We start from the raw sequence: 23,140 nt of genomic DNA on the forward strand, positions 1-23,140 counted from the left end.
TTTTTTAAAATCTTCTTGAACTTCAAGGGACTGTTTTGGGTGTTTAGAGCGAGAGGTTATCCATGAAAAGCCTAAGCGGTGAAGTAATTTGTAGACACTTGAAAGATGATATTGGTGGTCAAAATTCTCAGCAATAAACAACTGGATATCAGTGCCTACTAATCGGCCCCCCTTATCATTTTTTGTATATTCATTAATATATTCAATTAGTTGATGTGATTGGGCTTCAGATAATCGTAAGGGACGACCCGTTGTCTTTTTATCAACTAATCCAACCAATCCATTTTGATGATATTGAGATACCCATTTATTAACACTAGTACGACTCACTTTAAGAAATTTAGCAATATCAGTACGAGAGCGGCCTTCTTGAAAGTGTGCTAATGCAGAATAACGCAGTCTCATACGCACACTTTTATGTGTTTTGGCCAATTCAGAAAAGTCATGTTTTTTCATACGTCACCAAGAGAATATAATTAGTTAATAATGAATACATTAGATCACATAATTAGGCGGAATGGTATAATCTAAATGGAATCCCTATAATAACGAGTGGAATGTCGCCTTATAGAGCTAAAAAATGTGAAGTAATAAGCCACTCCTGATACATCAGGCAAGCGACGTAGATTAATATAATTTAATTCTGTCTATTTCTCTATCACTTGATTGACTTGGCGTTGCTTGATGAACCGCTAGCGTTAATTCGTTAATTCGTTAATTCGTTAATTCGGAAATTCATAGCAGCCCGTAGTAGGTTGTTGGCGAGAAAATTAAAGGCATTGAAAGATAAGTACTTTAAAATGAAGTCGATACTTTTAAAATGAAGCAGAGCAATAGAATAGAGCCGGATAGAACAGAATAAAACAGAACAGAGCAGGGTAAAACAGGCAAATTATGAGCGTTTAGTGAAGAAGTCTAGATTGCTGCTAAAAAACAGCAATCTAGACAATAAACCTAACGAGATTTAACGTAAGGCACACCAATTGATTTCGGCCCAACTGCACGACCAATAAAGCCAGCAAGTAGTAATACCGTTAACACATAAGGCAGTATTTCAATTGCTTGCACTGGTATTTCACCAATAAATGGTAACTCCGCACCTTGTAGGCGGATAGCCATCGCGTCTAAGAAGCCAAACAGTAAACAGCCCCACAACACTGGAACAGGTTTCCACTTACCAAATATAAGTGCTGCCAATGCGATATAACCTTTACCCGCGCTCATATTAGGCACAAACCCAGCACTATGTGCAGTGGATAAATAAGCACCCGCTATGCCAGTTAAGATCCCTGCACAAATCAATGCACGGTAACGTAACCAAGCAACAGAGATGCCCGCAGTATCTACTGCATGTGGGTTTTCACCTGCAGCACGCAAACGTAAACCAAAGCGTGTTTTAAAGATGATCCACCAACAAACAGGCACGATTAATATTGAGAGATACACTAAGATGTTATGTCCAGATATTAGCTCACTGTAAAGTAATCCAATGACGGGTACATCTGCAATGGCATCAGCGCCTGGTAACGTAATCGACGTAAAGCGTTCACCTTGCGATAAAGGCGGCGTTTGTCCACCCAAACCAAACCAGTAACGTCCTAATGTAACGGTTAAGCCAGCAGCAAGCATGTTGATAGCGACACCTGATACTATTTGATCACCACGATGCGTTATACATGCAAAACCATGCAACATCGCTAACAGCACTGATGTACCCATTGCTGCTAATAATCCTAATGTAACTGAACCTGTCATCGATGCCGTTGCAGCAGCTGCAAAGGCAGAGGCTAATATTTTCCCTTCCAGTGCAATATTAACAATACCTGAACGCTCAGAAAACAAACCTGCTAATGCAGCAAGAATAAGTGGAGCCGATACCCTTAAGGTCGCATCGAGTATTAAAATGATACTTTCATACATAATTTAAGCCTCCGCTGCTAATTGGGTTTTAGATTTTTTCTTGGCATCAAGGTACACAAATAATCGCTCAGTCGGTTTGACTAACATTAACGATAATGCACCACTAAATAGAACGACTAACGCCTGTACTACTTGGATCATTTCTCGGTCTATATTTGGGAAATCGAAGGAAAGTTCTGCACCGCCTTGATAAAGAATACCAAATAAAACACTTGCTAAAATAATGCCAAAAGGGTGGTTTCGACCGATTAAACAAACCGCAATACCGGTAAAACCATAACCCGCAACAAAGCCTAGTTTAAGTTGTTGTCCGTAACCCTGTACCTCATTAAGGCTTAATAGGCCTGATAATGCACCAGAAATTAGCATTACAATAATAATTAAGCGTTTACGATTAATACCGCCGTATTCAGCCGCTGAAGGGCTTGAACCCATCGCTCTAATTGCGTAACCCCAACGTGTTCTCCATAGTAATAACCACACTAATACACAACAAACGAGGGCGATAAGAAAACTTAAATTCATTGGTGATTCAGAAAAGCTTAACCCAAACCATCCTACTATTTCATGGAAACCGGGTAAGACAGCTGAAGGTTCAAAGAGGCGAGATACGGGCGCCATTTGTCCTTTTTGATTCAGTACATTCACCATTAAATAAACCATTAATGAAGAGGCAATGAAGTTAAACATGATGGTGGTAATAACAATATGACTACCACGATAAGCTTGTAAATAGGCTGGAATAAACGCCCATAATGCACCAAAGGCCATACTGGCAAACATGGTGATCGGTAAAATAGCCCAGAACGGTAAAGTATGGTCTAAGCCTAAACAAACCAGACCCACACCTAACCCACCAATATAAGCTTGTCCTTCGCCACCAATGTTAAATAAACCAGCAGAAAAGGCGACGGCAACCGCAAGACCAGTAAAGATAAAGTTAGTCGCATAATAAAAAGTATAGCCAATCCCTTCTTGGTAACCTAAGGCACCACTGATCATGGTTTTTGCTGCTTCAATAGGGTTTACGTCAACGGCAATAAAAATAATGGCAGAAAAAGCAAAGGCAAAAAGAATATTAATCAAAGGAAGAACAATAATATTTACCCATGCTGGAATCTTTGAGTCGTTCATATTGGCTCTCCAGTGGTTGTTTGTTGTGTGGTTGATAGAAGTTCATCAGGCATTATATTTGCCATCATCATGCCGAGGATTTTTTCATTGGCTTGCTCTGCACTCACTTCACCCACGATGTGACCATCAAACATCACAATAATACGATCAGATAACGCCATTATTTCATCTAGCTCTACTGACACAAGCAAAATGCCTTTGCCTTGGTCGCGTAATTCGATAATGCGTTTATGAATTAATTCAATCGCGCCAATATCTACGCCACGGGTAGGTTGACCAATTAATAATACATCTGGGTTTTTATCGACTTCTCGCCCGATAATTAATTTTTGTTGGTTACCACCAGAAAACAATGAACTGCGTAATTTAGGATCGCGAGGACGTACATCCCACTCTTCCATTAATCGTGCACATTCTTGGTTAATTACTTTGGGTTTGTTAAGTAGTTTTCCATTGTAAGTTGGCGAATTTTGATAGCCTAAGATAGCCGATTCTTCTGCACTAAATGATTTGATCAAGCCCATTACAAGGCGATCTTCTGGGATATGTCCAACACCTAGCTCTCGCATTTGTGCTGCAGAACTCGGATGCATTGAATCAATACAAGTTTGTCCAATATTGACTTGGCCTGAATTAGGTTTGATAAGACCTGCTAATAAGCTCATTAATTCAGATTGGCCATTTCCAGAAACCCCTGCAATACCAACAATTTCACCGGATTTGATTGAGATAGAAACGTCTTTTAAGCGATCGACTCCCATTTCATCGGTGTAAGTTACCTTTGAGGTAGATAATAATTCGTTTTCAGGCGTAGCTAGTGATTTCTCTACCTTAAGTCGTACTTTACGGCCAACCATTAGCTCAGCAAGCTCTTCTTTATTGGTATCAGCCGTTTTACGATGTGCGACCATTTCACCTTGGCGCATGACGGATACATTATTCGTTGCTGCTAAGATTTCTCTTAATTTATGCGTGATCAATAAGATGGTGACGCCTTTATCACGTAGCGCATCAAATATTTTAAATAGGTGATCAGTTTCTTGAGGTGTTAACACACCGGTTGGTTCGTCAAGAATAAGAATTTTGGCACCACGATATAAGGCTTTTAGGATTTCTACTCGTTGTTGTAAACCAACAGGTAGGTCTTCAATTAGGGCGTCTAATGGGACATCTAATCGGTATTCTGTTGCTAAACGTTCTAATTCGGTACGTGCTTTTTTTAAACTAGGCTTTAGTAACGCGCCGTCTTCGGCACCTAAAATAACATTTTCTAATACACTGAAGTTATCAACTAACATGAAGTGTTGATGAACCATGCCTATGCCGTAACGGATTGCTTCTTTAGAGCTGGTTAATTTACGTGTTTTACCTGATATCTTTATATCGCCAGAATCAGCAATATAAAACCCATAAATGATGTTCATTAGGGTTGATTTTCCTGCGCCATTTTCACCAATTATTCCATGGATCGTGCCTGCAGGTACCTTTAAGTTGATATTACAATTAGCATGTACTGCACCGAATTTTTTATCGATACCACAGAGCTCTAAGGCAATATTTTGTTGATTGTGAGGCTGAGACATAAATTAAGTTTCTCTATTCTGTCCGTTGATATAGATCGCTAAAAATGCCTCCTTACTTTAGCAGCGAAGAGTTCGCAGTAAAGAATTGGCAACAAAAAGTTGCTAATAAGGAGGCATAATTATTTTTTCGAGGAGATTTAGTACTTACAAGTGTTATCACTCATGTAGTCGTGTACTTTGATTTCACCAGAAACAATTTGTGCTTTGATACCGGCAATTTTACCTTCCATATCAGGCGTAATTAAATCACGGTTGAATTCGTCTAATGCCCAATCTACGCCATTTTCTTTTAAGCCAAGATTTTGGATACCAGCAGTAAAGTTACCTTTTTCAGCTGCATTAAATGCCTCTACCGTTGCGACACCAACACGTTTAACCATAGACGTTAACATAACACCTGGGTGAATGTAGTTTTGGTTAGAGTCTACACCAATTGCATATTTACCTTCGTCAGCAGCCGCTTGGTAAACGCCTGTTCCTGTTCCGCCAGCAGCAGCAAATACGATATCTGCACCTTTACTAAATTGGCTTTTTGCTAGTTCTGCACCACGCGCTGGATCAGACCATGCTGCATTTGTTGAACCCGTCATGTTTTGGAATACTTCAGCGTCTTGATTAACGAATTTAGCACCTTGCTCATAACCACAAGCGAATCGACGAATGAGTGGAATATCCATGCCGCCAACAAAACCAACTTTAGCTGTTTTAGATTTCATTGCAGCAAGTGCACCCACAAGGAATGAACCTTCTTGCTCTTTAAATAGCACTGATTTTACATTTGGTAGGTCAACAACGGCATCAATGATAATGAAGTGACTATCAGGGTATTTAGCGGCTATTTTTTGTAGTGGTGTTGCGTATAGGAAACCTACAACAAGAATCGGGCTGAAACCTTTACGCGCTAGACGTTCAAGGCCTTGTTCACGTTGAGCATCACTTGAAGGCACTAATTCACGTACTTTAGTATCAGATTGCTCCATGAACTTAATAACACCATTTTCTGCAACCGCTTGACCAAATGATTTATCAAATTTACCTGTTGAATCATAAGCAACAGCCGGTTTGAAATCAGCTGCATTGGCAACAAGTGAACAAAGCGCGATTGAGACGGCTGCCGCAGTGGTGGTTAATATTTTTTTCATAAATTGTCCTTAATATATATATTGATGGTTGATAAAAGTTATTCATTAACTATTTGAAACTTCAGTTATTAGTTTCCTATAATAAAGTGTTCTTATTAATATTTGTATTATAGGTTTCCTACCATGAAGGTTATTTAGCAAAAGTTATTTAGTAAAAGTTATCTAATAAGAGCTATTCACTAAAAGCTATCTACTAAAATACGCCAAGTACTAAATAACGCCATAGTTATTTGAACATAATTACCTGAATTTTTTATTTTAGATATAAATTTCAAATAGTTATTCATACTACTTACTAAGTTTAATGTCGTCGCATAAATTGCTAAGACAATTATCACACTATCTAAAAATTAATTGAAGAATTTTCGCCTTACACGAAAGTTCTTCAATTGAGCCACACAGCCCATTCTGATAATGAGAAAAGGAGAATTGATTAACTACATAACCAATTCATATATTTATGTGCTAGTTTTTAATCCCTTTAGGCATCTCTTCATCAATTGGAAAGTCTTGAATAATAGGATTGTACTGTTCTGTGGATTCGCCTAAAAATAGCGTTAGTAAAATCACACTTAAGCCACTTGCTGTAACAGGAGAACCAAGGATACTTTTAACAATTGCACCAAAGTCGCCACCGATATTACTAGAAATAGTATTGACTACTTCAGGCACTAATAACACGCCTAGTCCCATGCCGAATGAGATCGCTAGCGTCAGCATATTTTTTCTGTTTAATTCAACGTGCGTCAGAATTTTTACGCCGGCTACCGCGACTGTTGCAAACATAATAATGGTCGCGCCACCTAATACTGAGTTAGGAACAGCGCGGAATAATGCACCAACGTGTGGGAATAAACCCATAATGATTAAGATAGCGCCAATCCACACACCAATAAAGCGACTCGCAATACCCGTTAGTTGAATAACCCCATTATTTTGGCTAAACGTTGTATTCGGAAACGTATTGAATACACCTGCAATTAATGAGTTAACACCATCGCCTAAAATACCTTGTTTAATGCGTTTGAGGTATGACTTACCTGCGATTGGTTGTTTTGACACCATACAGTTAGCCGTGATATCACCCGATGTTTCGATTGCTGTAATCAAATAAATAAGTGCAATAGGAATAAAAGCGGCGATGTCGAATGAAAAACCATATTTAAAGGGAATAGGAAGGCTGATCACCGACTCAACATTCGTAATCGCACTAAAGTTAACTTTTCCCATCATCATTGCGGCAATCATGCCAATAATCATACCAATGATAATTGAAGATAAGCGTACCCATTGATTACCATATTTATGTGCCGCAATAATACTGACCATCACAAGGGCACCTAAAAATAGATTATCAAAACTCGCAAACTGTTCTGGTTTATTGGTTAATAACCATTGACCACCCGCTAAATCAGTAAAGCCTACTTTGATTAAGCTAATACCAATAATAGTAATAACCGTACCTGTAACGACTGGGGTAATGACTCGTTTTAACTTACCAATAAATTGACTAACAATAATCTCTACAAAAGCACCTAAAACACAAACCCCAAATATAAGTGATAGGATCTCATCCGGGCCGCCGCCATTTGCCTTAGCAATAAAGCCTGCCGCTAATACTGAACTTAAAAATGCAAAGCTAGTGCCTTGAACACAGATCATACCTGCGCCAATCCCCATTGGCTTTTTAGCTTGAATAATAGTGCCCACACCAGACACCATTAATGCCATCGATATTAAATAAGGAATTTCATCACCTAAGCCAAGTACACCACCAATGATCAGTGTCGGCGTGATAACACCAATAAAGCTCGCTAATACATGCTGTATTGCAGCAAAAAAGGATTCTTTATTTGATGGGTTATCATCAAGTTTATAAATTAACTCTGATTCTTGACTCATGTGTATTTCCTTATTCATTCATGAAACGATTGGGGCTGTATAATTTATTTTTGCAACGATCGTGCCATTTAATGTAGAGTTGTAAAACTCCATATAAAACATTGGCTTATTATTTTTTTAAAGTTAATTTAGCATTATTAAATAGTAAGTAGATTCTTTCTTGGTGCAAGTAGCGCACTTTAAATGAGCAAAAAGATAAGAGAAAAAGTATTTTAGAACAATCAGACAGGAGGATATATTTGATCAAAAAAAGATCGTATATTGTTTATGACTCCTGCTAAATTAATAAAAATAAATTAAGGATAGTTAATAATGAATAGTGATAACCCACGTGATTATATTGGTTATGGTCGCGATAATGTGCCTGATGCTAATTGGCCCAATAAAGCTAAAATAGCCGTTCAGTTTGTTCTGAATTATGAAGAGGGTGGTGAGAATTGTGTTCTACATGGCGATGCTCATTCCGAAACCTTTTTATCTGAAATTGCGGGCGCAGAAGCTTATTCTGGACGCCATATGAGTATGGAATCATTATATGAATATGGCTCTAGAGTAGGCGTGTGGCGTATTCTTAATGAGTTTAAATTACGTGACTTACCATTAACTGTTTTTGGCGTTGCCACTGCTTTAGAACGCAACCCTGAAGTCACTAAAGCCATCGTTGAAGACGGCCATGAAATTGCGTGTCATGGTTTGAAATGGCTACATTATCAACATACGCCGATTGAAGAAGAGCGTGAGCACATGCATCAGGCGTTAGATATTATTGAAAAACTGACCGGTACTCGTCCAACGGGTTGGTATACCGGGCGCGATTCGCCTAATACGCGCTCACTAGTTGGAGAGCAGCGCGGTTTAACTTACGATTCAGACTATTATGGTGATGATTTACCTTTTTGGTCACAAGTACCAAGCTGTGAAGATGGCGAAGATATGCGTCCGCATTTAGTTATTCCTTATACGCTAGATAATAATGACATGCGTTTTTCATCACCTTATGGCTTTAGCCATGGCGAAGAGTTCTTTCAATACTTGAAAGATAGTTTTGATTGCTTGTATGCGGAAGGTAATGATGAACCGAAAATGATGTCGATTGGTTTACACTGTCGTGTGATTGGTAAGCCTAGCCGCTTTATGGCGCTGAAAAAATTCTTAGATTACGTACAGTCACATGATGATGTATGGATTGCACGTCGAGATGAAATTGCACAACATTGGATAGAAAATCACCCTTACTCGGAGTAATATTCGAAGTGATTTTTATTTAATTCAAACAGTTTTTTTGTTTGATGAATTGATATAAAAAACGGCGCTTAAATACATTATTTAAGCGCCGTTTTTGTCAGTGTTTTTGAACGTTATTTTAAAGACTATTTTTAAGTTTATTGACTGATTATTGTAATGGTTCTTTACACTGCTAGTTTTCTGATCATGTCAGTTAAACATTCCAAAGCAACGGCAACGTCAGACTCAATTACTTGTTCTCTTGGATTATGGCTGATGCCTTTTTCACAGCGTACAAATAACATGCCGATATCGGTAATGTTGGTCATCACCATCGCATCATGTCCTGCACCACTAGAGAGAAAGCAAGGTGTTTTTTGCGTATGTTGCTCAACGACTTCACCCCATTTCTGTTGTAAATCATCACTACATAAAACCGCTTCTGCTTGATACAACTTTTCATGTTGCAAGGTTAGTTGACGCGCTTCAGCGATATCAGTTAATTGCTGTAACAGTAGTGTGCAGCAGTTTTCTAATGTTGATTGAGATTGACTGCGAATATCTACTGTGAAATGCACTTCACCTGCGATCACATTCACTGCACCAGGGAAAACATCACAACGGCCGACGGTTGCAACAATTTGATGTTCAAAGGCAAATTGTTCGATAGCACTGATCATTTGTGCTGCACCAGACATCGCATCTCTTCGTAAAGCTAAAGGCACTGTACCAGCATGACCAGCCATTCCTTTAAGCTTAAATTGATAGCGTTTTGCGCCAGCAATACCGGTGACGACACCGACTGCTAAGTCGAGATCTTCTAACACAGGGCCTTGTTCGATATGCACTTCTAAATAGGCGAGCGTGTCTTCTTTGGTTTTTTGATCTTGACCTGCTAACGCGGGATCCAAACCAAAGTCACGCATCGCTTCTGCCATGCTAATGCCTTGGCTATCTTGTATCGCTAACCAGTCTTGCTGGAAGCAACCCGCAACCGCACTCGAGCCAATTAAGGTGGTGTTAAAGCGAGTCCCTTCTTCATCGGCAAACGCAACAATATCCACATGGAAGGGCAGCTCTTCTCCGACTAATTGAAACATGGCTTCAATAGCCAGTAATACACCTAGATTACCGTCATACTTACCTGCATTCGCGACGGTATCGCTGTGAGAGCCGATTAATAGCGTCGGTAATGTTGGGTTTGATGATACTTTTCGTCCCCATTGGTTACCTACACTGTCTTCCCATGTTTGTAGTTCAGCTTGTTGCATCCACTTTTCAATTTGTTGATGCGCCAATTTATGCTCAGGTGTTAAATAAGCGCGAAGTAGACCGCCTTCCATTGCCGTGAAAGTAGCGAGGTGATCTGCCCACTGCATAATTTTAGTGGCCGCTTCATTACTATTTTGTGGCATGAATTCTCCTTTTAAACAGTGTAATACTGCATTGCAGTTGTGACTGCTTGACCTGGTTGAATATGCGCTTTGTATTTTAATAGAACAGATTCAAGTGCCGCTAAAGTGGTTAATACGCATTCTTGACGTGCATTAAAGCCCATTGTACCGATACGCCAAATTTTGCCGTGTAGCGGACCGAACGAAGTACCAATTTCAATACCAAAACAAAGCAATAACTCTTCACGTACTTTATCGCCATCGACTTCATCTGGTATATACACGCCAACCACGTTATTCATTTTGTATTGTTGGTTACCAAACAGTGTTAAGCCCATTGCTTTTAAGCCCATCGCCATTGCATCACCCGCTTGTTTATGACGAGCAATCACGTTTTCACTGCCTTCTTCAAGATAAATACGTGCACATTCACGCGCTGCGTATAACATGCTAGTGGCTTCAGTGTGGTGGTTTAAACGCTCAGGTCCCCAGTAATCCATGACCATCGCTAAATCAAAATAGTTAGATTGGATTCTAATATCTGAACCTGCAGTATGGTGGTCTGCTTTAATGCCTGCTTCAACGTGTTTACGACGGTTAATCACTTCTGCACATCGGTCGCTTAAGCTGATTGGCGCACTGCCTGATGGGCCGCCTAAACATTTTTGTAGGCCAACAGAAACTGCATCTAAATGCCATTCGTCCATTTTTAATTCGTTGCCAGCAATTGAAGCGGTTGCATCACAGTAGAATAAAACGCCGTGACGTTGACAAATTTCGCCGATTTCAGCCAGCGGTTGGTTCATGGTGGTTGAAGTATCACCTTGTACCGTTGCTAATAATTTTGGTTGGAACTCTTTAATTGCTTGCTCTACTAATTCTGGTGGGCAAACTTCACCCCATTCAATATCAATAGTTTTAACCACAGCACCAACACGTTGTGCAATTTCACACAATAAGTGACCAAAGCGTCCAATTACTGGGATTAACACTTTATCGCCCGGTTGGAGAATTGACACTAATACCGCTTCGATGCCTGCACGTGCAGTACCATCAACCAACATAGTTTGTTTATTATTTGTTTCAAGCACACCACGATAAAGTGATTGCACTTGATTCATGTAACCTGTCATTACGGGATCGTATTGACCGATTAAGGCAGATGAAATCGCTTGATGCACACGAGGATATGCATTGATTGGGCCTGGTCCCATTAATAGACGAACAGGTGGATTAAGCGTTTCAAATAAAGTATTAGTTGTCATTTTTTTCTCCGAGTAGACTTTGTCCATCACTACGAGGGTCGCTAGTTGCAACTACTTTCCCGTCTTGACCGAGCATAATGGCACCAGCGTGCCCCATTAATTCATTGTTATCTGCGACTGTTGTTATGTCGTGACCGAGTGCTTGAAGTGTTGCACCATGTTGTTGATAAAGTGTATTTTCTAAACGTAAGTTATTGGTACTGTCGCCCCATGTTCGGCCTAATAGCCAACGAGGGGAAGCCACTGCATCTGATAAATTCATATCTTGATAGATATAACGACTGAACAAGCAGGCTTGGGTTTGTGGTTGACCTTCGCCGCCCATTGAACCGTAAACCATGCGGCGACCATCATTAAACTCAGCATAAGCAGGGTTTAAGGTATGAAATGGTTTTTTACCAGCGGCAAGCACATTGTGGTGATTGGCATCTAACGTGAAGCTTTTACCGCGAATATTCCAAGTAATGCCACTCGTCGGTAGCACAACACCTGAACCAAACTCCCAATAAATACTTTGTATGAAACTGACCATGGTGCCGTATTGATCCGTTGCGCCCATCCAAACCGTGTCACCGGGTTTGGCTAAATGTGGCCAAGGTAAGGCTTTTTTAAAAGAGATGTTGGCCGCACATTGTGCAATAACATCTTCACTTAACCAGTCTTGCAAAGGTTTTTGTAAACAAGCGGGATCTGTAATTTGTTGGTCACGAATAATAAAAGCTTGTTTACTGGCTTCTACGAGTAAGTGAATATGTTCAACCTCAGAAGTGACTTGATCAACGAGACGATCGTAAATCGCTAAGATTAATAACGAAGCTAAACCTTGAGTAGGAGCGTCTAGGTTATACAAGCTGCCTTTTGAAATATCTACCGTCAGCGGCGTTGATACTGTTGCTTGGTATTGATGAAAATCGTCTAGGGTTAAGGGGCTACCAGCTTCGATCAATTCATCGGCCATTTGTTGCGCCAGTTCACCACGATAGAAATCATCTAAACCTACTTTTGCTAAGTGTTTAAAAGTATCTGCTAACGGTTGATTAGTGAGTTTTTCACCTACTTTTAATACTTCACCTTGATTTAAAAATCGTTCTGCAAAGGCACTTAAATGACTTAAACGAGAAAAGGTTTTTTCACTGGCATCGACTAAACTTTGCGTGATGTCGATACCTTGTTCAGCGGCATCAATAGCGGGTTTAAGTAGTGCGTTTAGTGTGTGGTTACCTGCATTTAACGTTAACGCTTGTTGCCAACCCGCAATCGTGCCTGCCATCGTTAACGCAGCATTACCGCCACCTTCTGGTAGTTCATCCGCTTGTTGGCGATAGCTTTCAATATCTATATTCAGTGCTGCTGCACCGCAAGCATCAATCGCGACTGGTTTTTCTCCTGCTTTACAAATTAGCCAGAATCCATCACCACCAATACTGTTCATGTGTGGATATTGTACGCTTACCATCGCTGCTGCAGCTACCATTGCTTCACTAGCGGTTCCGCCTGCGTCTAATATCGCTTGTCCTGCTTGAGCAGCTTTATAATGAGGGGCGGTGAATGAAGTTTGAAATGCCATTATTGTTGCTCTCCTTGCCATAAACTAAGACCCGTTTCGATCAAGTCTGCTTCTTTATCTGCAATACTCATTAACGAGAAACCACAAGGACCTTCCGTTAAACCTTGCATCGGTAGATGTAATTGCGGGAAACCGGCTAAACCAGCAATACTGGTTAATCCCATTAATTGTGAACGATATTCTGCTAATTCATCGCCTTCCATGGTCAGAGCTGGTGGGCCTGAAGGTGTGGTAGGTAGTATCCATAACCCGTGCATTTCATTAAATAGAGAAATGAGTTTTTGTTGGAATAGATGTTGTTGTGCTTTTGCTTCAACATACTGTTGCTGAGTGATACTGCGAGCCCACATGACACGTTGCATAATCGATGGATCTAATGAATCTCCATGCTCTTTTAGCCAAGCATCATGTCCTTCAATAATTTCAAAGCCTTGAATAGTGCGGAATAATAAACTTAAGCCATCCAGAGTCTGTTCTGTGTCGGCTAATAGGTTACAACTTAATAATTCGATATTCGCTTCTTCACACCAATGCTTGAGTCCACTTAATCTTTGTTGGCTAAGTTGGTTTGCTAAGGTGTTATCGAGGTAAAGTGTTGTCGCTTTTTGTCCTTGCTGTTTTTGTTCTGCTAGCACGTTAAAAACATTGGATAACATGGTTAAGTCTTTACTAAAAACACCTGCGGTATCAAAGCTTTTTGCAAGCTCAAAAGTATTGTCTAACGCTAATTTCCCCAGTGTCGGGCGCAAGCCAAATAAGCCACAATAACTAGCTGGAACCCGTACCGAACCACCGGTATCAGTACCGATTGAGAAGTCAGCTTCACCGTTAGCAACTACAACTGCGCTACCACTTGACGAACCGCCTGGTAAACAACCTGGCGCAAGAGGGTTAACTGGCGTACCGTAATGAATATTTTGACCATTTAAGCTGTAGGCTAATTCATCGGTTTGTACTCGCCCTACACAATTCGCACCTTGCGCTAATAGTTTTTTAATTACACTCGCTGTTTGTTGTGCTGGTTGATGGCTTATTAACCAAGCTGGGTTACCTGCTCCTGTGGCATAACTTTTCACATCAAATAGGTCTTTAAATACAAATGTTAATTTACTAAGCACACCTTCTGCCGTTGCAGCTAAGTTGCTTGGGCCCTGTATGCAATAAACACGAGTGTCTTTAGCTGTTGTTTCATTCATATTTAAAGTTCCTTTTATATAATGTTGTTAATATTTCGCGTGTCTAAATGACTAGTTACTTGAAGCTGGTTTCGCTTGTTCACTTTGTGCTGCATAGCGGCTAGCTAATATTGCACAATAGAAGATCTGAATTGGGTGATATAACATGATAGGTAACAAGATCATCCCAAGGTCTGGGTTACTGCCAAAAATAACTGTGGCCATCGGAATACCAGCAGCAAGCGTCTTTTTAGTCGCGCAGAAAACAACTGCAACTTCATCTGCTCGTTCGAATTTACTGCGGCGTGCTCCCCATTGAATAAGGTGCACCATACATAACAGCACTACGATACAAATAACGATTGAGGTAATCAGCATTTCTATGGTGAATGTGCTCCATATACCGTTTGCTACTGAGTCACAAAAAGCGTTATAAACAATTAATAAGATGACGTATTTATCAACTTTACTGACGACAGATTTATGTTTTTGGGCGAACTTCAATAATAACGGACGCGCTAATTGGCCAACAATCATTGGTAATAATAATAATTTTGAAATAGAAATAATCGACGCCATTAAGTCTAGTTCTACGCCTTCAAATCCCATAAAGGCTTGAATTAACAATGGTGTAATAAAGATCCCTAAAATACTTGAAAGTGATGCATTAAAGATGGCGCCCGGTACATTACCTTTACCAACACTGGTCATTGCGACTGAAGAGGAGATCGTACTTGGTAAAACAAATAGGTAACAAAATCCAAACGCTAATGCAGCAGGCATATAAGCTAAGAAAACATCACCAAAAATAACCCAAAGTAACGGGTAAGCAACAAAGGTCGCCATCTGAATATAAATATGCATGCGCCAGTTGCTGATGCCTGCTTTAATAGCTGAGGGTGATAGCCCTAAACCATGTAGAAAAAATACAATCGCGACACCAATACCTGTGATTTTATCGAGATGAATTAAACCACCACTTTTTCCAACGTCTGCGCTAATAGCCGCTAGTGCAATCGCCACTACCATGCCCACTAAAAACCATTCTTTTTTAAGTTTACTTATAATATTTATCATCTATTTATTTACTCTTTCGATCCGTTTTATAATTTAATTAACTACTCTAGCTCATTGAGTTTTGAGTAATTGACACTTATTTTGCTACTAACTTTAGTGGCGTTTCCTTTTAACACTTGATAAGTATTATTAACCAAGTGAGAAATTAAACTCATTGGCACTGAATAACTATCTAATGGTGTTTCATTATTCATATGGCATATCAATAGATGACTTGCACTCGATGCATATTTTTGTCCTGATTGATCAGTGATCAATAATATTTTATTACCTTGTAACTGTTCAATTATTTTAGAAAAATGACTGACTCGTCGACGGATGCCTATCACAATCACAAAATCAGTTTCTTCAATGGCGGCTAAATCCTCCCCGATGGTTTGGCCGGGTAAAGGCAGTAGTTCTACGTTGCCACGACATTGCATTAGTTGTTGTCTAAAATGCATTGCTAGTGGATAACTGTTGCGATAACCAATAATTTTAATGCGTGGAGCATTAGCTAGATTATCAATAAGTGGAGCAAGATCTGTGCTATTAATTTGCTCTCGTAGAAGTTCTAACGCTTGAATCTCTTGGTGAAAATCACAGTTTTCCAATGATTTTGTTAATACCGGTTCGCCGCTTTCTCGTACTTGTAAGAGTTCACTACGTAATGACTGATGATCTGCATAACCTAAACGGCGAATAAAACGACTCACGCTGGTTTTAGAGACAGAGCAAACTTCAGCAATTTCATTGGTGGACATAATCAGTATTTTTTCTGGGTTAAGTAGTAAATAATCAGCTAATCGACGGCTATTCGCTGTTAATTCCGAATAATGATGATTAATACGATCGATTAATGAATGGCTATTGTGTGTCATTTCTCATTCCTTTTCCTTTCACTCTAGGTCCTTTTGTTTTTATATTACTTCAAAGAAGTCAGAACATTTACTGTGCTTCTGTTTCAGAGATAATGCTTTATGTCTTAGCCTATTTTTGATAAGTGATTTAGGTCGATATTTATTGCTCAAAGGCTGACTTGCGTTTGAGATTATATCGTTATAGTAAGTTAAAGTGAAACGATCGAAACTTTATTTGTTATTTTTGCAACGAACGTGCCATATTTTGAATTAGATAAATTTTCATATAAAACAATAGGTTATTTTTTTTCTTGAAGTATGAGATAAGTTTTTAACGTTATTTTTTCTTTCTTAGTGCAAAACATGCACTGTAAAAGAGCAACATATTAACGTTTTATCGTGAAGCATCATGGTTTGTAGAGAGCTTATGTTTGGTCGTATATGGATAAGGTTGTTCTTATTTTTTATATTCTTATTCCCTGTAAACAAATGAAAAACTAAAATATACTCAGACCTTTATAGTCACTGTAGGTTTTTTTAATGCAAAACATAGAGAATGTAGAATTATCATTGTTAAGTCTTGATGACTATCAAGAACTTAAGCAAATTATGATCGAAGCTTATACGAATTTAGAAGACCCATATCGAGAAGAGCACCAAATTAAATTTTTGATCAGTAATTTTCCTGAAGGGCAAGTAGTTATTAAGGTAAATGATCAGATTGCAGGGTGTGCACTGTCTATTAAAGTTGATTATGCCGCATTTGATGATACTCATACTTACAATGAAATCACAGGTAACGATACATTCAATACCCATAGAAGTTATGGTGACACGCTTTATGGAATTGATGTTTTTATTAAGCCTGACTTTAGAGGATTAAGACTCGGTAGACGTTTATATGACTACCGTAAAGAGCTTTGTGAAAGAGCAAATCTTAAAGGAATAACCTTTGGTGGCCGAATACCGCACTATCATAAATTCGCAGATGAACTGTCGCCAAAAGAATATATTGAGAAAGTAAAACGTAAAGAAATACACGACCCAGTGTTGAATTTTCAAATATCTAATGACTTTTATCCAGCAAGGATTATTAAAGGGTATTTGGAAGGGGATACAGGCTCTAATGATTATGCGGTATTGTTGAAATGGAGCAATATTTATTATGAAAAGCCCAATAAACAAACAATTCCTACTAAAAAATTGGTTCGTCTTGGATTAATACAATGGCAAATGCGTCCCTATAAAAACTTTGATGAATTAATTGAACAAGTTGAATATTTTGTTGATGCAGTGGCTAGTTATCATGCTGATTTCGCACTTTTCCCTGAGTTTTTTAATGCGCCGTTAATGGCTGAGCACAATCACCTCAGCGAACCTCAAGCTATTCGAGAACTCGCTAAATACACTGAAACGATCGTGCAGAAATTTACTGACCTCGCAATCAGTTATAATATTAATATTATTACCGGCAGCATGCCTGAAATCGTTGATGATAGACTTTATAATGTCGGTTATTTATGCCGTCGTGATGGGACTAAAGAACGTTTTGAAAAGCTACATGTAACACCCGATGAAACCAAAGTGTGGGGAATGGAAGGTGGAACTCAACTTAAAGCCTTTGATACTGACTGTGGAAAAATTGGTGTATTGGTATGTTACGACTCAGAGTTTCCTGAGTTAAGCCGAATTTTAGCAGATGAAGGCATGGATATTTTATTTGTTCCTTTCTTAACAGATACACAAAATGGTTATTCTCGTGTAAGAGCTTGCTCACAAGCAAGAGCGATTGAAAATGAATGTTATGTGGCAATTGCAGGTGGGGTAGGTAACTTACCAAAAGTACATAATATGGATATACAATATGCGCAGTCTGCTGTTTTTACACCTTGTGACTTTGCCTTCCCTTCCAACGGTATTAAAGCTGAAGCAACACCGAATACTGAAATGATATTAATTGCCGATGTGGATCTTTATTTATTAAAAGAGTTACATCAGTTTGGTAGTGTGAAAAACCTAAAAGATAGACGAACTGATTTATTTGAATTAAGAAAACGTTAAAAGCTAAGCTTGAATGAGGTGACTCTTAAGTAAGTATGAACTTCAGAGTTGAACCTGCCTGAGAATAAATGAGTTTATTGACTGTGATATCAATCAGCTCATATCAATTAGCTGTCACTTTAAACCGACATCAAGATAGTGAACAATATTTAGTCATTATATTGTTTGCTATCATTGTTAACCCACACCGAATTAAACGTCTTTTTTGACTTTTATTTATAAATATACATCTTAAATCAGATGTTAAATCTCTTCAAAAATATTTTTTATAAAAAATAAATTTTATAGCAAAAGTTAACTTAGCCTGTTTTTTGGCAAGTTGTACTTGTAAATAGTTTCCTCTAAAAAATGAAGATATTTTTATACTCATTAAATGTAAGTATAAAAACATTCTTTTATCTCACAAAAAAAGTGATATTAATCAGTCTAATATCTAACTTTCAATTATTTTTAATTAAATAGTGATCTTATCTAATCTTATTTACGTATTGTGTTTGGAGTAATCTTATTGTCCTTTATTGGCTGTCCTTTTATAGACTTTAATTTTAGTTGCTTTAAAAATTCTAAGTAGAGATATAACAAAGTATTATACGTTTATAGAATTTGCTTTATAATAGACTGTTCTTGGAATGCTTATCCTGTATTAGTAGATGTAAGCTATTTTACTTACTATTATTCTCAAATGAGATTAATGATTAAAGAGTGAAATTCTTGTACCTCTAGAGGGGTAATTTCATGTTTTGGTTTTCTTTAATTTGACTTTTAATTGGCTTTATTTCAGTTGATGTTGTTAAATTTATTGGAAATAAAGGACAGTTTTTGAAGAACCTTTGGAAAGTATTTATATCTTTATAAGCTTTCCTGTATTTAATTTGCAAATTAAATATCAGAATGATATTTTTTGCTAAAATAATTATTTTTTATTGTGTTTTTTAAGTACTCTTATCTGAATATAAGATGCTTTTTTTGCTCAATTAACTAATCAAATGGAACACCGATATGATGAAACATAAAACCTCACTTCTTGTTAGCACATTATTACTTACTCAATTTTCTGTTGTTAACGCAGAACAACCTGATGCAGAAACGTTAGTAGGTAATGTTTATGGTGGTATACACGGAGCTTATTTAAAAGCTGATAACGATCGTTTAGGTAGTAGTACGTTTAATCGTGCTGGTGGTTTAGGCGCTGAGTTAGGTTACCGTCTTTCTGCTCCTGTAGAACTTCGTTTATCTTACACTCGCTTTGAAGCTGAGCTTAAGCGTGGTTCAAACATCCAAGGTATTAACAAATACGGATTAGATGCGCTTTTCTTCCCTACAGAACAAAATATCTATCTTTTAGCGGGTGTTAACGCTTTAGATTTTAATACTGATACTGAAGCCGCTGTAAATGCTGGTGTTGGTTACCGTCAATACTTCACTGACCAATTTGCTGGTTATGTTGAAGGTAAAGCAAACTACCAATTTGATGACAAGTACACTGATGCTATCGCTCAAGTAGGTGTTGTTTATTTCTTTGATACTAATAAGAAAGTTGCTCCAGTTAAACCAGAGCCAGTTGCTTACGTTGCACCAGTTGCAATCGATACTGATAAAGATGGCGTTGTTGATGGTAAAGACCAATGTGCGTCTACACCAATGAACGATAAAGTTGACGAAGTAGGTTGTACTATTTTTGAAAAAGAACGTCTTTCTTACCGTTTGTTAGTTAACTTTGATAACAACAAAGCTGTTGTAAAATCTGAATACTACTCTGAACTTGCTAAAGTTGCTTCTTTCCTTAAGCAATACCCGCACGTAAACATCACTGTTGATGGTTATACTTCTGCAGCAGGTAAAGCGAGCTACAATCAAGCATTATCACAAAAACGTGCTGATGCGATTACTGCTTTACTAACATCTGAATACGGTGTTGATGCTTCACGTCTTACTGCTATTGGTCACGGTGAAACAAACTTACTTGATACAAGCAACACTGCTGAAGCAAGTAAAATGAATCGTCGTATTGAAATCAATATCGAAGAAACTCGTAAAGTAGCTGTTGAACGTTAATATTACTTTATAATTATCACACCCCTAATACGTTAGGGGTGTTTTTCTTTTACTTAAACAATATCATATTCATATCGCTCTTATTTAATCACTCTCTAACGCTTACTCTCCTTCGTGCATTTTAAATATTATTGCGCACTCTATAGACTCATTTTTTTTAATTTTTTAATTTAAAAATTAATTTCACATCAAAAAAATATTCACATAATAACTATATTTACTTACGAATTAAAACTAGAATAAATAGTGTGAAAGAAATACTTGATAAATAAAAGTATACCGCTCTTATTAAAAAACAATTATTTATATGAAAAGTGCATAGGTCATTTTCATTCGATATAACGTCTCTTTCATGACGTATTACCTATGGTAATTAACATGATAGATATAAAAAATATGTACTTTAAAGGATTTTAAACGTGAACACATTTTCCATTAAGTCTTTAATATTAACGATTATTATAAGTTGTGTAGGGATATTAAGTACTTATTCGATTTCGTTAAAAGTTGCGGGTCAATTGAAAACAGAAAGCTATTTAAAAATAGAAAACATAGCAGAGCAAATTTCTATTCGTTTTCAGGATGCAATTGATAAGTCAGTTAATGATTTACAGGGACTACAAGCTTTTTATAGTGCAAATAAAGAACATCTATCTCAATATCAATTTAATCAATATATGAAAGTGTTAAATATAAAAGAGCGTGATTATATTCAAGCACTTAGCTGGGTTCCTTTAGTGAGAGATGGTGAGAGAGAGGAATTTGAAAGGTTATTAAGAACTCAAGAGACAAACTTCAACATTACTGAAAAGAATGGTGAAAAGGGATTAGTGACTAGTCAAGTTAAACCTTATTACACCCCCGTTTCTTACGTTAGTCCTTACGATTTCAATAATCAGGCTATTGGATTTGACTTAAATAGTAATGATATTCGCCGGCATTCCCTGGAGTTAGCTCGAAATAGTGGGAAGATGGTGACAACTGCAAAAATTCAATTACTGCAACAATCAACTGATTCAGCCGGTTTTTTAATTATTGCACCTGTTTATAAACAAGGTTTTCCTACTGATAGTGTTGAGCAACGCATTGATGCTTTATTGGGTTATGCAACTGGTGTATTCAGAATTGCTACCTTGATGGAAAAAGCCAAAGCACGAGCAGACACAGAAGGTTTAGAATTAACATTATTAGATATTAATAAAGAAAATGGCAGTTTACTGTATGGGCAAGAAGATAATAATCCTTTCTTTAGTTTTGATTTAACTATTCCAGATCGAAAGTGGCAGTTAAATATCTCATTGAATGACGATTTACTAAGCAATATAGAATCTCCTTCAGTTATTAAGTGGATTTTAGCCAGTGGTATCATCATTAGTTTATTATTAGCATTTGCCGTTTACGCCTTACAAGTTGCTATTCTTAGAGCTAAAAACATTACGATTCTAAGTAATGAATTGCAAGATCAAAACAATCGATTAGAAAAGAAAGTCGTTAATAGAACACAATCTTTGGCGGATAAAAATACAGAGCTGAAAGTGAATGTTGTTGAATTAAAATCACAGAGAGTGTTATTGTCTCGTTTAATGAAAGAAGCGGAAAGTGCTAAAATATTAGCTGAACAACGTTCTATTGATCTTGCTCGTTCAAATAAAGACCTAGATGATTTTGCCTACGTTGCATCGCATGATTTAAAAGCACCGTTACGTGGTATTGACCAGTTAGCAACGTGGGTGGTTGAAGATATTGAAGAAGGTAATTTAGAAGAAATACCTGATCACCTTAAAATGATGCGAAGCCGTATAGGGCGCTTAGAAACATTATTAAGCGACTTGTTAATATATTCTCAAGCTAACCATCAAAAAAATAGTTTTTCTGACATCAACACGCATGTGTTGGTCAATGATCTATTTATGTTAGTGGCCCCATTAAATGGCTTTACTCTCACTATTCATGGGCAACTACCTGCGTTTTCAACATTTCGAGCCCCTTTTGAACAGGTGATAAGAAACTTATTGAGTAATGCCATCAAACATCATCATAAAGACGAAGGAAGTATTGAAGTCGATTGTGTCGATGCAGGGGACTTTTACCGATTTAGTATTAAAGATGATGGCCCTGGCATTTCATTACAATACCAAGAAGACATATTCAAAATGTTTAAAACCTTAAGGCCGCGTGATGAAGCTGAAGGGAGTGGTATGGGACTTGCGTTGATTAAAAAAATTGTTGAGCACTACTCAGGACAGGTCGATATAGAATCTAATGAAGGTCAGGGATGTACTTTTTATTTTACTTGGCCAAAAGAAATGAAAGAATAGCGACATCATTAACAAACGCAGAGGTTAAACATCATGAGCACAGATTATAATGAAGTCAGCATATTATTAGTAGAAGACGATGATATTGATGCTAAAGCGGTTGAAAGAGGTTTTAAGAAGCTTAAATTAGCTAACCCAATCGTTAGAACAAAAAATGGATTAGAAGCACTAGAACTATTGAGAGATCCAGATTCAGTACAGCGACCTTATTTAATTTTATTAGACCTTAATATGCCAATTATGGGTGGCATAGAGTTTCTAAAAATTATACGCCAGGATGAAGACTTAAAAAATACGATTATTTTTGTTCTGACAACCTCATCTGCAGACGAAGATTTGGTCGCTGCATACAACGAAAATATAGCTGGATATATTGTTAAATCAGATGTGAAAGGTGGATTTGATAAAGTAATCCAACTACTTGATTGTTATTGGCGCGTTGTGATGCTGCCAAAATGATTTGAGTGGCGACAAAAATATTGCT

At 37.8% G+C, this 23,140-nt stretch carries 17 protein-coding genes; 5 read left to right on the forward strand and 12 right to left on the reverse strand.

Features of this window, described 5'->3' with window-relative positions; all coding sequences use genetic code 11:
• The 6 genes from Q0794_RS01240 to Q0794_RS01265 form a co-directional block, all read right to left on the reverse strand.
• Positions 1 to 456, reverse strand: a 456-nt coding sequence (locus tag Q0794_RS01240) for a winged helix-turn-helix domain-containing protein (protein ID WP_298939579.1), incomplete at its 3' end; no start/stop codon positions are given.
• Between the two features lie 498 nt (positions 457 to 954).
• Complete coding sequence (locus Q0794_RS01245; protein WP_298939580.1) at positions 955 to 1,920, reverse strand: ABC transporter permease; 966 nt, start codon at positions 1,918 to 1,920, stop codon at positions 955 to 957.
• 3 nt (positions 1,921 to 1,923) lie between these two features.
• The gene (locus tag Q0794_RS01250) at positions 1,924 to 3,054 is read right to left on the reverse strand and encodes an ABC transporter permease (RefSeq protein WP_298939581.1); all 1,131 of its coding nucleotides are present in this window, start codon (positions 3,052 to 3,054) and stop codon (positions 1,924 to 1,926) included.
• Entirely contained in the window at positions 3,051 to 4,637 is a 1,587-nt protein-coding gene (locus Q0794_RS01255; protein ID WP_298939582.1) for an ABC transporter ATP-binding protein, read from the reverse strand. Before Q0794_RS01255 ends, Q0794_RS01250 begins: the two co-directional genes overlap by 4 nt.
• Positions 4,638 to 4,774: 137 nt before the next feature.
• A complete protein-coding gene (locus tag Q0794_RS01260; protein ID WP_298939583.1) occupies positions 4,775 to 5,779 on the reverse strand; it encodes a BMP family ABC transporter substrate-binding protein in 1,005 nt (334 codons plus the stop codon).
• 465 nt (positions 5,780 to 6,244) lie between these two features.
• Positions 6,245 to 7,681, reverse strand: coding sequence for a nucleobase:cation symporter-2 family protein (locus Q0794_RS01265; protein ID WP_298939584.1), 1,437 nt, complete (start codon positions 7,679 to 7,681; stop codon positions 6,245 to 6,247).
• Positions 7,682 to 7,993: 312 nt separating this feature from the next.
• On the opposite strand from Q0794_RS01265, the gene puuE reads away from it, so the two are divergent.
• Positions 7,994 to 8,926: an allantoinase PuuE gene (puuE, locus tag Q0794_RS01270; RefSeq protein WP_298939585.1), complete on the forward strand. Its 933-nt coding sequence runs from the start codon at positions 7,994 to 7,996 to the stop codon at positions 8,924 to 8,926.
• 164 nt (positions 8,927 to 9,090) lie between these two features.
• On the opposite strand, the gene Q0794_RS01275 is transcribed toward puuE, so the two are convergent.
• Genes Q0794_RS01275 through Q0794_RS01300 form a run of 6 tightly spaced genes read right to left on the reverse strand, consistent with a single transcriptional unit; the run spans position 9,091 to position 16,243 of the window.
• Positions 9,091 to 10,320, reverse strand: coding sequence for an allantoate amidohydrolase (locus Q0794_RS01275; protein ID WP_298939586.1), 1,230 nt, complete (start codon positions 10,318 to 10,320; stop codon positions 9,091 to 9,093).
• Between the two features lie 11 nt (positions 10,321 to 10,331).
• Entirely contained in the window at positions 10,332 to 11,564 is a 1,233-nt protein-coding gene (locus Q0794_RS01280; RefSeq protein WP_298939587.1) for an alanine--glyoxylate aminotransferase family protein, read from the reverse strand.
• A complete protein-coding gene (locus tag Q0794_RS01285; protein ID WP_298939588.1) occupies positions 11,554 to 13,131 on the reverse strand; it encodes a gamma-glutamyltransferase family protein in 1,578 nt (525 codons plus the stop codon). Before Q0794_RS01285 ends, Q0794_RS01280 begins: the two co-directional genes overlap by 11 nt.
• Positions 13,131 to 14,327 (reverse strand): amidase, encoded by a 1,197-nt coding sequence (locus Q0794_RS01290; protein ID WP_298939589.1) that lies wholly within the window; start codon positions 14,325 to 14,327, stop codon positions 13,131 to 13,133. Before Q0794_RS01290 ends, Q0794_RS01285 begins: the two co-directional genes overlap by 1 nt.
• A gap of 51 nt (positions 14,328 to 14,378) precedes the next feature.
• Positions 14,379 to 15,383, reverse strand: a complete 1,005-nt coding sequence (locus tag Q0794_RS01295; protein ID WP_298939590.1) for a bile acid:sodium symporter family protein — start codon at positions 15,381 to 15,383, stop codon at positions 14,379 to 14,381.
• Positions 15,384 to 15,424: 41 nt separating this feature from the next.
• Complete coding sequence (locus tag Q0794_RS01300; protein WP_298939591.1) at positions 15,425 to 16,243, reverse strand: MurR/RpiR family transcriptional regulator; 819 nt, start codon at positions 16,241 to 16,243, stop codon at positions 15,425 to 15,427.
• Positions 16,244 to 16,762: 519 nt separating this feature from the next.
• Between Q0794_RS01300 and Q0794_RS01305 the strand changes: the two genes are divergently transcribed.
• From Q0794_RS01305 to Q0794_RS01320, 4 genes are all read left to right on the forward strand, one after another.
• On the forward strand, positions 16,763 to 18,283 hold the full coding sequence (locus tag Q0794_RS01305; protein WP_298939593.1) for a carbon-nitrogen hydrolase family protein: 1,521 nt from the start codon (positions 16,763 to 16,765) through the stop codon (positions 18,281 to 18,283).
• A gap of 999 nt (positions 18,284 to 19,282) precedes the next feature.
• Complete coding sequence (locus Q0794_RS01310; RefSeq protein ID WP_298939594.1) at positions 19,283 to 20,338, forward strand: OmpA family protein; 1,056 nt, start codon at positions 19,283 to 19,285, stop codon at positions 20,336 to 20,338.
• Positions 20,339 to 20,757: 419 nt separating this feature from the next.
• Positions 20,758 to 22,656 carry a CHASE domain-containing protein gene (locus Q0794_RS01315; RefSeq protein WP_298939595.1) on the forward strand — a complete coding sequence of 633 codons (1,899 nt, stop codon included), beginning with the start codon at positions 20,758 to 20,760 and terminating at the stop codon, positions 22,654 to 22,656.
• A gap of 33 nt (positions 22,657 to 22,689) precedes the next feature.
• Positions 22,690 to 23,115: a response regulator gene (locus tag Q0794_RS01320; RefSeq protein WP_298939597.1), complete on the forward strand. Its 426-nt coding sequence runs from the start codon at positions 22,690 to 22,692 to the stop codon at positions 23,113 to 23,115.
• Positions 23,116 to 23,140: the final 25 nt, after the last annotated feature.

It is taken from the genome of uncultured Psychromonas sp., from assembly GCF_947489755.1.
GTDB lineage: Bacteria > Pseudomonadota > Gammaproteobacteria > Enterobacterales > Psychromonadaceae > Psychromonas.

Coding starts and splice junctions, on each gene's coding strand:
- Q0794_RS01245 (WP_298939580.1), bottom strand. CDS start 1,920: ATGTATGAAAGTATCATTTTAATACTCGATGCGACCTTAAGGGTATCG.
- Q0794_RS01250 (WP_298939581.1), bottom strand. CDS start 3,054: ATGAACGACTCAAAGATTCCAGCATGGGTAAATATTATTGTTCTTCCT.
- Q0794_RS01255 (WP_298939582.1), bottom strand. CDS start 4,637: ATGTCTCAGCCTCACAATCAACAAAATATTGCCTTAGAGCTCTGTGGT.
- Q0794_RS01260 (WP_298939583.1), bottom strand. CDS start 5,779: ATGAAAAAAATATTAACCACCACTGCGGCAGCCGTCTCAATCGCGCTT.
- Q0794_RS01265 (WP_298939584.1), bottom strand. CDS start 7,681: ATGAGTCAAGAATCAGAGTTAATTTATAAACTTGATGATAACCCATCA.
- puuE (WP_298939585.1), top strand. CDS start 7,994: ATGAATAGTGATAACCCACGTGATTATATTGGTTATGGTCGCGATAAT.
- Q0794_RS01275 (WP_298939586.1), bottom strand. CDS start 10,320: ATGCCACAAAATAGTAATGAAGCGGCCACTAAAATTATGCAGTGGGCA.
- Q0794_RS01280 (WP_298939587.1), bottom strand. CDS start 11,564: ATGACAACTAATACTTTATTTGAAACGCTTAATCCACCTGTTCGTCTA.
- Q0794_RS01285 (WP_298939588.1), bottom strand. CDS start 13,131: ATGGCATTTCAAACTTCATTCACCGCCCCTCATTATAAAGCTGCTCAA.
- Q0794_RS01290 (WP_298939589.1), bottom strand. CDS start 14,327: ATGAATGAAACAACAGCTAAAGACACTCGTGTTTATTGCATACAGGGC.
- Q0794_RS01295 (WP_298939590.1), bottom strand. CDS start 15,383: ATGATAAATATTATAAGTAAACTTAAAAAAGAATGGTTTTTAGTGGGC.
- Q0794_RS01300 (WP_298939591.1), bottom strand. CDS start 16,243: ATGACACACAATAGCCATTCATTAATCGATCGTATTAATCATCATTAT.
- Q0794_RS01305 (WP_298939593.1), top strand. CDS start 16,763: ATGCAAAACATAGAGAATGTAGAATTATCATTGTTAAGTCTTGATGAC.
- Q0794_RS01310 (WP_298939594.1), top strand. CDS start 19,283: ATGATGAAACATAAAACCTCACTTCTTGTTAGCACATTATTACTTACT.
- Q0794_RS01320 (WP_298939597.1), top strand. CDS start 22,690: ATGAGCACAGATTATAATGAAGTCAGCATATTATTAGTAGAAGACGAT.